Origin of the sequence: Arenimonas sp., assembly GCF_019459675.1 — a bacterium.
Taxonomy (GTDB): Bacteria; Pseudomonadota; Gammaproteobacteria; order Xanthomonadales; family Xanthomonadaceae; genus Arenimonas.
The window spans coordinates 1-10,719 of sequence record NZ_JAIBFH010000270.1 but is presented as its reverse complement, the minus strand read 5'-3'; the positions used below and the strand labels follow the sequence as shown (position 1 = coordinate 10,719).

General features: G+C 67.1%; 9 protein-coding genes and 1 pseudogene. 3 read left to right on the top strand and 7 right to left on the bottom strand.

Annotated features, from left to right (window positions below):
• Positions 1–55 precede the first annotated feature (55 nt).
• On the bottom strand, positions 56–2,407 hold the full coding sequence (locus tag K0M70_RS09000; RefSeq protein WP_290781468.1) for a TonB-dependent receptor: 2,352 nt from the start codon (positions 2,405–2,407) through the stop codon (positions 56–58).
• A gap of 20 nt (positions 2,408–2,427) precedes the next feature.
• Positions 2,428–4,473 (bottom strand): sulfotransferase, encoded by a 2,046-nt coding sequence (locus tag K0M70_RS08995; protein ID WP_343211204.1) that lies wholly within the window; start codon positions 4,471–4,473, stop codon positions 2,428–2,430.
• A 329-nt stretch (positions 4,474–4,802) separates the two neighbouring features.
• Between K0M70_RS08995 and K0M70_RS08990 the strand changes: the two genes are divergently transcribed.
• The 3 genes from K0M70_RS08990 (at position 4,803) to K0M70_RS08980 (ending at position 7,120) form a co-directional block, all read left to right on the top strand.
• Positions 4,803–5,576: a hypothetical protein gene (locus K0M70_RS08990; RefSeq protein ID WP_290781467.1), complete on the top strand. Its 774-nt coding sequence runs from the start codon at positions 4,803–4,805 to the stop codon at positions 5,574–5,576.
• Between the two features lie 25 nt (positions 5,577–5,601).
• Positions 5,602–6,570 carry an IS5 family transposase gene (locus tag K0M70_RS08985; RefSeq protein ID WP_290781466.1) on the top strand — a complete coding sequence of 323 codons (969 nt, stop codon included), beginning with the start codon at positions 5,602–5,604 and terminating at the stop codon, positions 6,568–6,570.
• A gap of 226 nt (positions 6,571–6,796) precedes the next feature.
• Positions 6,797–7,120 (top strand): helix-turn-helix transcriptional regulator, encoded by a 324-nt coding sequence (locus K0M70_RS08980; protein WP_343211205.1) that lies wholly within the window; start codon positions 6,797–6,799, stop codon positions 7,118–7,120.
• Positions 7,121–7,407: 287 nt separating this feature from the next.
• Here K0M70_RS08980 and K0M70_RS08975 read toward each other — a convergent pair whose 3' ends face one another.
• The 5 genes and pseudogenes from K0M70_RS08975 to K0M70_RS08955 form a co-directional block, all read right to left on the bottom strand.
• Complete coding sequence (locus K0M70_RS08975; protein ID WP_290781464.1) at positions 7,408–8,295, bottom strand: sterol desaturase family protein; 888 nt, start codon at positions 8,293–8,295, stop codon at positions 7,408–7,410.
• An 81-nt stretch (positions 8,296–8,376) separates the two neighbouring features.
• Positions 8,377–9,033 (bottom strand): methyltransferase domain-containing protein, encoded by a 657-nt coding sequence (locus tag K0M70_RS08970; RefSeq protein WP_290781462.1) that lies wholly within the window; start codon positions 9,031–9,033, stop codon positions 8,377–8,379.
• Complete coding sequence (locus K0M70_RS08965) at positions 9,023–9,274, bottom strand: hypothetical protein (protein WP_290781460.1); 252 nt, start codon at positions 9,272–9,274, stop codon at positions 9,023–9,025. The genes K0M70_RS08970 and K0M70_RS08965 overlap by 11 nt, the downstream gene beginning before the upstream one ends.
• Before the next feature lie 69 nt (positions 9,275–9,343).
• Complete coding sequence (locus tag K0M70_RS08960; protein WP_290781459.1) at positions 9,344–10,123, bottom strand: helix-turn-helix transcriptional regulator; 780 nt, start codon at positions 10,121–10,123, stop codon at positions 9,344–9,346.
• Positions 10,120–10,719: pseudogene (locus K0M70_RS08955) on the bottom strand (type II restriction endonuclease); the annotation flags it as partial. The gene K0M70_RS08960 and the pseudogene K0M70_RS08955, both read right to left, overlap by 4 nt.

The window sequence follows — 10,719 nt, the reverse complement described above, 5'->3', positions numbered from 1 at the left end:
GCCGTGCTTTCCAGCCGCTGTACTATAATAAGTCCTGCTTGACCCGCACTCCTAACTAACGCGGCCGGGCCACCACGGTGTAGGCCTGGTCGCCGCAGACGGCTTCGGCACACTGGGTGAACCGCGACAGCTCGGCGCGCTCGTCGAAGACGTTCTTGATGTAGAAGTCCACGTCCCAGTTGCCGCGGCCGAAGCCGGCCGTGAGGTCGAACAGCGTGTAGGCATCCAGGTCGCCCAGGATGGCGCGCTCGGCCGTGCGCAGGTCGGTGCTGCGTTCGCCTTCGTGCAGCAGCTGGCCCTGGACATGCGCCTCGAACGAGCCGACGTCGAAGGTGTAGCGTGCGGTGAGGTTGCCCTTGAAGTCGGCCGTTATCGGCAGGCGGGTGCCTTGCGGTGCCAGCGGCGCGGCGCAGTCGGTTTCAGGCTTGCCGTTGGCGTCGGTGAATCCGCAGTAGTTCTCGCTAAGCTCGGCGTCGTACAGGGCGACGCCGCCCGACAGGCGCAGGTTGTAGGTGGCCGCCCAGCTGATGTCGGCCTCGATGCCGCGGATGCGCGCCTGGTTGGCGTTCTTGATTTCGGTGAGGCCGTTCTGGCCGAGGATGGCGAACTGGAAGTCGTCCCATGACTGTTCGAACACCGCACCGTTGAAGGTCAGGCGGCCGTCGGCCCAGCGCGACTTCCAGCCCAGCTCCCAGTTGGTGAGGTAATCGGAAACGTACGGGTCCAGCGTGCCGCGCCGGTTGATGCCGCCCGGACGATAGCCCTCCGACCAGGTGCCGTACACCATCACGTCGTCATTGAGCTGGTAGCTGAGATTGAACTTGCCGATCGAGTCGTTCTCCTGCACCGACTTGTTGAACACCTCGCAGGGCGCATTCGGATACGGCGGCAGGTTCTGGGTGTTGCAGGCGCCTTCGCCGTAGGTCGGATTGGACACGTAGCCGTCGTTGAAGCCGAAGTAGCCGCGCAGGCTGTTGTCGACCTCGAAGAAGCGCATGCCGGCCGTGGCCGTCAGTCGATCGGTGAAGTCGAACGACACCTCGCCGAAGAAGGCCTGGTCCTTGTCCTGGCGCTGCTGGCGGGTAAGCCAGATGGTGTCTTCCCAGCCGGTGACCGACAGCGAGTCGGCCAGGCCGTCGACGCGATAGCGCTCCTGGATGTCATTGTCCTGGTCCTGCCAGAACACGCCGGCGACGAAGCGCAGGCGGTTTTCCGCCGGTGAGGCGATGCGCAGTTCGTGGCTCTGCTTCTTGTAGCCGTTGGCGGACTGGATGTACTGCGACGGATTGATCAGGTCGCCGTTGTCGTCGTAGAAGTAGGTGCCGTAGCCGAACAGCGTGTCGTACCAGTACGCGTAGTCGCTGTAGTCCGATTCGGTGTCGAGGTCGCGGTCCAGGTGCGCATAGGCGTAGGTGACGTCGAAGTTGCCGATGCGGCCCTGCACGGTCAGCGCCGACTGGGTCCAGCGATCCTCGGCGGTCTGCGGGTAGAACTGGGTGGTCTCGAGCTCGCCCACGTCAGGATCCACGCCGAAGCTGCCGTTGATGTCCTGGCGCTGGGTGATCACGCTGGGCGTGATGGTCCAGTTGTCGTTGAGGTCGATCTGCAGTGCGGCGCGGGCACCGGTGGTGTTGCTGTAGTTGAAATCGTCCTGCGCCCGGTCGGCGTTGTCGATGGTGATGCCCGATGTCGGGAACGTGCGTTCGCCGAACACGTTGTCGATGTAGCCGGCATCGTCGCGGTCCCAGCCCACCAGCCGGATGGCGGCATTCTCGCTGATCGGCAGGTTGATGAAGCCCTCGGCGACGTGGCCGGTGCCACCGTCGCTGATCGAATTGAGCTCCAGGCCGTAGCCGGCCGCGAAACCGGAAGCGTCGGGCTTGTTGGTGATGATGCGGATCGTGCCCGCCTGCGAGCTGGCGCCGTACAGCGTGCCCTGCGGGCCGGCCAGCGCTTCCACGCGCTGGATGTCGTAGGGGTGCAGGTCGATGGCGCCGCGGATGGTGGTCACCGGCTGCTCATCCACGTACACGCCCACGGTGGGCAGCGGGCCGGAGTGGTTGCCGTCGCCGCCGCTGGCCACGCCGCGCATGTAGACCTGGAAGTTGCTGGGCACTTCGCCCAGGCGCTGGAACGACACGCTGGGGAACTGCGTGGCGATGTCCTGGAAGTCGGTGACGTGCAGTTCGTCGAGCTGTTCAGTGCCTAGAACCTGGATGCTGATGGGCACCTTCTGCAGGTTCTCGCTGCGCTTTTGCGCGGTCACGGTCACTGCTTCGAGCACCGGCGCTTCCTCGCTGGAAGCCTGCTGGGCCCATGCGCTGCTGCTGATGGCCAGGACGATGGCGGTGGCCAGCGCTCCCCGCGCCAGCCCTGCCCTGCTGCCAGGCTTGATTCTGCCTTTCATTGCACTCTCCCCATGGTGTTTCATTGGACGGCATGCGGGGCCACCGCCGGTTCAGGCGGAGGCTCCGGGTAGGTTTGAATCGCGGGCCCCAGCGCGTTCGTCAACTCGCCCAGCCAGGGTTGGAAGTGGCGCCATTGGTCCAGGCCCTCGCGGTAGATCGGCTGGCGCACCTGTTCGGAGCTGGCGGTGCGCACGGGCCGGTCGTTCTCGAAGAAGCGAAGGCAGGCCGGGTCGAACGGCAGGCCGCAGTACTGAAGCAGCGTGCGCACCTGGGCCTCGGTGTCTTCCACCAGGTGTTCGTACACCACGCGATGCACGCGGCCCGGCAGCACCTGGTCGAAGTGCGCCATCAGCGACAGGTAGTCGCGGTAATAGCGGCCGATGTCCGCCAGGCCGTAGCTGAAGTTCTGGCCGCGGGCGAAGTATTGCTTGTAGCCCGAGAAACAGCAGGCCATCGGGTGCCTGCGCACGTCCACGATGCGGGCGTTGGGCAGCATCAAGTGGATCAGGCCGACGTGGAAGAAGTTGTTGGGCATCTTGTCGATGAAGTGCGGCGCGCCGGTCTTGCGCTGCACGCGGGTGCGATCGAGGTAGCGTTCGCCCAGTTCGCGCAGCTGTCCGGCGTCCAGCGTGGCCAGCACGTCGTGGTAGGAACCGCCGCGGACGTCGGCGCCCTGCCGACGCAGGTCGTGGGTGAGCGCGATCACTTCCGGCAGCTCCATCGTGCCTTCCACCGACGGGTGGCTGGAGAGGATCTGTTCCACCAGGGTGGAGCCAGATCGCGGCAGGCCCACGATGAAGATGGGGTCGGCCGCCGTGCTGCCGACGCCGCTGCGTGAGGCCAGGAACTCCGGCGTGAACAGCTCGCGCGACCGGCGCACGCGCAGCGTGGCGTCGTCGGCGCGATACGGCAGCGCCTGCCGGCGGATGTCGTTGCCCTTCTTGTAATGGTCGAACGCCGGCGGATAGTCGCCGGCGTCCTCGTAGGCCTTGCCCAGTGCGAACTCGAACTGGCTGCGCTGCTCGGCGTCGAGGTCTTCGCGCATGAGCTGGGCGAGCATGGCGCTGATGTCGGCCGGCTCGAAGCGGAAGGTCTTGAGGTTGGCCAGGCTCCAGTACGCCTCGCCGAAGCCCGGATCCAGCGCGATGGATCGGCGGTAGGCGGCGATGGCGCGTTCGCGCAGGCCGGCTGTCTTGAGGGCATGGCCCTGGCTGAGCCAGATCCGGCCGTGGTCGGGATACTCGGCCAGCAGGCCGTCATAAAGTTCGATCGCCGGCAGGTAATCGCCCACCCGACACAGCACCACGGCCTTGAGGTTGCGGGCACCGGGGTTGCCAGGTTCGTCGGCGAGCAGGTGCTCGATCTGGGCCAGGGCAGGCTCGGGCTTGTTGGCACGGTGCAGCACCATGGCGTAGTTCTGGCGGGCCGCCTGGAAGCCGGGCGCCAGTTCGAGGCAGCGGGCCAGCAGAGTCTCGGCATCGTCCAGGCGCCCCAGGCGCGCCGCGACCTCGGCCAACATGCGGATGGCGGCGACGTCGGTCGGGTGTTCGAGTAGCAGTGAGCGCAGCAGTCGTTCCGCTTCAGGGATCTGGTTGGCGGTGAGTGCGTCGGCCGCCGCCATCAGCCGGGGGTCGCCCGCGGCGTGACGGATATGCATCGATTGCGCGCGGTCGGCCGCGGCGGCGTCGCCGATTGCGCTCAGGTGATCAGCCAGGGCGCGCCAGGCGTGAGGGTGCGCGGGCGACAGGGCGAGGCCGCGTTGCAGCCAGCCCAGGGCCGCGTCACCACGGCCTGCGCGTCCGAGCATCAGGCCAAGCTCCACCTGGGCCGCGCCCCATCCGGGCAGCTTGTGCACCAATGCCTGCAGTGTGGCGGTGGCTACCTCGCGGCGACCGCAGGCTTCTGTGGCCAGTGCGTTCAGAAGCAGGGCCTGCGGCTGCGGGCCGACCACGCGGATGATTTCCTCGGTCTGCGCCATCGCCAGCGACGGTGACCGCTCCAGCAGCCGAGCGGCGTGAGCCAACGACTGGGCCAAGGTGGCCGACGGGCCTTCGGCGACGCTCACGGTATACGCGCCTTCGTGCCGGACAGCTCCACGCTTCGATCCTGGGCGGCCTTTGGCCGGGTTCGGGTCAATGCGGGGCCGGCACCACCACGGTGCGACTTTCACCGCTTCAACTGTGACCGTTAGATAACACGCCACTTCAGGCTTGTCGACGCGGCGTGAAGATCTCTGGAGACGCCCGGTAGGGGTCCACCGGAGCAGCCCCGGCCAGCCATTGCCCCGGCTCACGGGTCCGGACCTGACGGACCACCGCATCCTTGGGCAAAGCCACCGAGCCGATGCTCTAGCCGCCTCTGTGATGGTAAAGGCGTCCCCAAGGAGTCCCGACCATGCGCCCTGTTGCTTGCTTGCTGCTACTTACCGGTCTGAGCACGTTGGCGGCCTGTTCACGAGGCCTGGACGTCGAGATCCCGAACAACGACAGTGCGGCCCTGGTTGAGGCCATCCGCCTGGCGAACGCCAGCCCGGGCCACGACACCGTGCGACTGGCACGAAACGGCCTGTATATCCTCACAAAGGAAGTGCAGGCGGGGCTTCTGCTTCCGGTGCTCGGCGGGGAACTTACCATCGAGGGCAACTACGCCGAAATCCGCGGCTACGCCGCAGGCCCCGCTGCCCTGGTCGAAGTCAGCCAGGATGCCCAGGTCGTGATGCGGAACCTGTTGCTGGCCGAAGGAACGGAGGGAGCCTTGAGAAACTACGGCGACCTTCGCCTGGAGCGCGTCGCGATCGTCGACAGCTCGGTGGACCATATGCCGGCGATCGTCCTCAACCACGGGCATCTGGAGGCCAAGGACAGTCAAATCGCCTTCAACCTGCTGCTGGCAACGCGCCGCGATTCGGGCACGGTGCTCAACTACGGCGAAATCTTGCTGGAAAACTCCCGAATCCACGACAACCGGGCCCTCGGCCGCCAGCCCAGCGTGGCGGTGTCGGGCGGCATCCTCAACTTCGGCAGCGTGAAGGTCGACGGCCTGGTTCTCGACAACAACACGATGGACGCCGAAGACGGCCCGCTGCTGAGCTTCGGCGGCATTCTCAACCTCGGCAATGGACGGGTTAAGGAAGGTCTGAACAACTCCCCCCGTTGCGGGCGACAATAGCGCGACCTGAATTGGATGACGATCGATGCAACTGACGTTCGGTGATGCCGAAGGCCTGGGCCAGCGCAAGCGGACCCGCAAGGAGATCTTCCTGGCGGAGATGGAGCAGGTGGTGCCGTGGAATGCGCTGCTGAAGCTGATCGAGCCGCACTATCCGAAGATGGGCCGTCCCGGCCGGCAGCCCTATGCGGTCGCGACGATGCTGCGCATCCACTTCCTGCAGCAGTGCTACGCGCTCAGTGATCCGGCCATGGAAGAGGCGCTGTACGACACGGCGGTGCTGCGGCGATTCGCCGGCCTCAGCGGGCTGGACAACATTCCCGACGAGACCACGATCCTCAACTTCCGTCGGCTGCTGGAAACGCACGAACTTGCGCCGCAGCTCCTGGAGCGGGTGAACGCGCACCTGGCCCGCAAGGGCCAGAGCTTGCGTGCGGGCACGATCGTGGACGCCACGATCATCGCGGCGCCGAGTTCGACCAAGAACAAGGACGGCCAGCGCGACCCGCAGATGCAGCAGACGAAGAAGGGCAACCAGTGGCACTTCGGGATGAAGGTGCACATTGGCGTGGACGAGGAGTCGGGCCTGGTGCACCACGTGGAGTGCACGGCGGCGAACGTGGCCGACGTGACGCAGGTGCACAAGCTGCTGCACGGCCGTGAGGACACGATCAGCGGCGACAGCGGCTACACCGGTGCGGACAAGCGCGAGGAACTGCAGCAGGTGCAGGCCGCGTTCCGGATCGCGGAGAAGCCGTCGAAGCTGCGGGCGATCAAGAACACGCGCGAGCGCAAATACGCCGAGCGCTGGGAGCACTTCAAGGCCAGCGTGCGGGCGAAGGTGGAGCACCCGTTCCGGGTGGTGAAGCGGCAGTTCGGCTACACCAAGGTGCGCTACCGCGGCTTGGCGAAGAACGCGGCGCAGGTACTGACATTGTTCGCGTTGTCGAACCTGTGGATGGCGCGACGACGCTTGTTGCTGCCGGCGGGGTAAATCCGCCTGGTGGACGGGGAAACCCGTCGCAAACCGCCAGAAATGGCGCAAAAGTGATCATATCCAGATCGATCAGGCGCCTTGGCGCGCAAATCCAAGCATCAGAGCGCTTTGTTCAGACCTTCCCTAAGGGAGGAGACGGGCTTCTAGTCTAAGGAATTCTTAGTATCCACGCAGGTTTCGAGCTACCACCCTCTAGAGCGTCCCGCCGCCCTTGGGTCTGCTCGTGCCTCATGCCAAAGCCTCACCTCCCCGTAATCCCGTGCCTCAGCGGCTATCGGACGCCCGCATCGGGGCCGGATTATCACAAAAGGCCCTGGGAATCCTTGCGGGACTGGATCCATCCGTCGCCAGCCCTAGGATCAACCAGTACGAGCGGGGCGTGCACGTCCCCTCGTTTCCGGTGCTGGTCGCCATCTCGCGAATTTTGGATGTGCCGGTAGCGTACTTCTATTGCCAAGAGGACGACGCGGCCGCAGTACTACTCGCCTACGGTCGGGCATCGGTGACCGCCCAGGGCAAAGTCCGAAAAGCTTTGGGCTTGGAATAGGTCGCACGGGAATCCGCTGGGCGCGGCCGCAATACGGACGAGGGAACCCACCCATCGAGTCAGGCGCGAACCGCTCACAACCTAGTCGCCTGCACCATGTGGCGCGATCGCGCCGCCCTGAGTACAGGTGGCGGCAGAACTTTCTCGAACGTCGATTAGGGCAGCTTATCGGGGCCAGGTCACATCGGCGTCACGTCGCCGACATCCTCAGCGGCCAGGGCAGGGCCGGTCAAGCTGTGGGCGCCCAAACGCGCAAGGTTTCACAAACGCGTGTGATCACCTTCGTCTTAGTGACTGTTGGGCGCTCGGGGTGAGTCCTGTGTGGCGGTCGCCGCGGCGGCAGGCCGCTCAAAGGGCCAGCGCAGTTGCGCGCCATAGGCGGTCGGGAAGGTCCGGTCCCGCAAGCCGACCTCGCCGGCGACCACCCCGTTAGGCCGATCGTGGAACGTGCGACCCAGATGGTCCCACAGCATCCAGAACTCCCCGAAGTTGACCTGTGCGTCCTCGTACTCGCGCTTGTGGTGCCAACGATGAATCTCGGCCACCCCCAGCACATAGCGCAGGGGCCCCATACGGTAGTCGAGGTTGGCGTGCTGGAAGGCCAGGTGCACGGCGAGCAGCGTGAGCCAGGCGCTGATGATGACCGGGGGCGCGCCCGAGGCCACGCCCACCAGCAGACCGGGGCTGGCCAGCAGCATGGCGCTCAGCGGATGACGCCGCTCGCCGTTGAGCCAGTAAAGACGTTCAGAGCTGTGGTGTGGGGCGTGCAGGCGCCACATCCACCCGACGTAGTGGCTCGCCCGGTGCATCAGATACAGCCCCAGGTCCATCACCGCGCCGGCGAGCAGCACCTGCGCCCACGTCGGCCACGCGTCCGGCCAGACCGAGGGCAGATCCACACGCAGCGCATTGAGCGCGAACGCGGTGCCGGCCAGCACGGCCAGATTCACCAGCGCATGGGCGATGTCGGTGGCGAGATCGTCGTGATCCTCCAGCCAGGCGCGCTGGTAGGGGATCACCCATTCCAAGGCGGCCACCACCGTCATCGCCACCAAGGCGACGGCCGCCAACCCGGGCCATTGCCAAGCCGGGCGGGCCACGATCTCCATCACCGCCCAGAAACTCAGGCCAAACACGACCGGATAGGCCGTCACGCGTAGCAGGGACCGGATCATTGTTGCTCCTTTCACAAAAGTCCTGCGCCCAGCGGGGGGAACCACCGGGTGCCCGGCTTGAACAATTCGGCAGTCGCCGCGTCAGGCACAGCGTGGTCGGGTGGCCACCAGGAAATCGATACTGCCCAGCGGCACCGCCAGCGGGGACAGCGACTGCACATCGACGAAGCCGCCATCGTCCAGGAAGGAAGTCAGCGTGCCGGCGGCGTGGTCACGCGTATTGGGGTAGCCGTCGAGCAGGCGGACGAGATGGAACATCCCGCGGCGCCAGCCCGCTTTGGCGCGCCCGAAATCGGCGATCACCAGGCGCCCCCCGGGGCGCAGGACGCGCCGCAGCTCCTGCAACGCGCGGTGCTTGGCGTGGGGCCGAAGGTGATGGAAGAACAGCGTGGATACCGCAAGGTCAAAACGGGCGTCGGGCAGCGGCAAGGCATCGCTCCACCCGGGCAGCAGTCGGGCCTGTGCGCCGGCGGCCTCGATCTTGGCCGCGGCCAACGCCAAGATCGCCGGGTCCGCGTCGATACCGGTGAGCGTGGCCGCCGGCGCGGCGTTCGCCAGGGCCAGCAGCAGGGTGCCGGTGCCGCAGCCTAGGTCGAGCACGCGCTCGCCGGAGCGAGGCGCCGCCAGCGCGACGACGCGGTCCTTCATGTCCGCCTCGCGGGTACTCCAAGCGACCGTGCGGTCGTACCACGGGGTCAGCGCGGCAAAGCGCAACGCCGGAATGAAGTCAGTGGCCATCGGACGCTCCCGGCGGGTCGGGGGTCTCGGTCAGGATCAGTCCAGCGAGCAGCGCCATCAGCAGGAGCGGGTGCAGCAGCAGCAAATGAAGCACGCTGCGCTCGATCAGGAACCCATCGATCAGCAAGATGAGGGCGGCTACGGCCAGCAGACCGCGCACGGGTCGACGCTGGCGGTGGATGAAGCGAGTCAGGGTGCGGGCCCAGGCCGCCATGAAGTTCTCCAAGAAGGGGCGTCCCATGCGCCCATGACCTGCATCATCGACGTGGCGTCGCCCGGCGGCTTGAATGAACTGGCTGACCTGTGGGCTTCAGCCGCCTTGCCGCAGCGCCTGGATCACATCGCTCGGGGCGACGCCGAAATGCCGCTGCATGGTCCGGGTCAGATGGGCGGCGTCGGCGAATCCGGCCTCCTGGGCGGCCCGCGTCAGGCTCTCGCCGGTGGCCGCCACCGTCAGTGCCTGCCGCAGGCGCAGCCAGCGCAGGTAGGGCAGCAGCGGCATGCCGATCAATTCCCGCACCCGATGTCGGAAGCGACTGGGGGAGATCGCAGCCTCCGCGGCCAAACTCGTCAACGTGCCCTCCCATGTCGTCCGGGTGACCAAGGAGTCCAGCACGCGCTGGACGCGGTCATCGGAGGGTGCGGCGGCGGGCGGACTCGCCGGTAGGCCCTGGCCCAAGGCCGCGAGGATCGGTCCCAACTCTAGACGAGAGGGGCGAGGCCAGGCGTCGAGCACCGCGTGTCGCTCGGCGGACGTCAACCCGCGGGCGCCGGCCACGCACGTGGGTGACAGCAGACGGCCGGCGTGCGCCTCGCGGTCCAGATAAAGCAGGTACGCGGGCCCGGGGTGGACCCGGTGCACGACGTCCGCGTCGAGCAGCACCGCCGGTGCCTGGACCTCGCCCCGGCCACGGATCCAGACCGCCACGTCCGCGGTCTCGCCAACCACGAGCTGAAGCGCGTGATGGGCATGCTCCCGGTTGTCGCCCACCGCGCCGGTGAACGTCGCCCAACCCGCGCCCATCAAGGCGCCGCCACGCCAGGGCATGCGCGGCGGCCGGCGATCCAACGGGGTGAGCTCGACGCTCACCCCGGACCCCGCAACGGGCGGGCGAGGGCATCGAGCGGGCGCAGTCCTTGCCCAAACCGCGCCATCGACTCGCGGTGCTCGGCCAGATCGCTGTAGGCGAGAAAGCGCAGGTCCAGGTCCAGCACGCGCTGGAACGCGGGCCGGGCGAACTGCGCCCGGGCATCGGCTTCGCGCCGATCCGGCGCCACCAGGAAGTAGCGTCCGGCCAAGCCGTCGGCCGCGCCCAGGGCGAGATCGAGCATGCGCACGATGCCCGAGTACAGACTGGTGCTGTGCTCGACCTCGAACGCGGCGGCCACCCGCCCCTCGGGCTCGATCCAGAGCACATCGATCAGTCGGATCGTATCCACGGCCAAGGAGGACTCCAGTGCCGCAGGCAGGCTCTCGAGGCACCCCTCGGCCAACCGTCCACCGTTGTAGGCGCGCCCGCGATCATTGCTGGCGACCCACACCTCATAGCCCAGGGTTCGACCCAGGTCCCGCAGCCACCCCTGGACCTGGGTATGCGAGCGATCCTCGGCCGCCTCGGCGGCACGGCGCCGCTCGGCCCCCGGGGGGGTTCGGGCCCCGGCCCGATCCGCCCCCCCCCCCCCCCC

Coding starts and splice junctions, on each gene's coding strand:
- K0M70_RS08970 (WP_290781462.1), bottom strand. CDS start 9,033: ATGGCCACTGACTTCATTCCGGCGTTGCGCTTTGCCGCGCTGACCCCG.
- K0M70_RS08965 (WP_290781460.1), bottom strand. CDS start 9,274: ATGGGACGCCCCTTCTTGGAGAACTTCATGGCGGCCTGGGCCCGCACC.
- K0M70_RS08985 (WP_290781466.1), top strand. CDS start 5,602: ATGCAACTGACGTTCGGTGATGCCGAAGGCCTGGGCCAGCGCAAGCGG.
- K0M70_RS08975 (WP_290781464.1), bottom strand. CDS start 8,295: ATGATCCGGTCCCTGCTACGCGTGACGGCCTATCCGGTCGTGTTTGGC.
- K0M70_RS09000 (WP_290781468.1), bottom strand. CDS start 2,407: ATGAAAGGCAGAATCAAGCCTGGCAGCAGGGCAGGGCTGGCGCGGGGA.
- K0M70_RS08990 (WP_290781467.1), top strand. CDS start 4,803: ATGCGCCCTGTTGCTTGCTTGCTGCTACTTACCGGTCTGAGCACGTTG.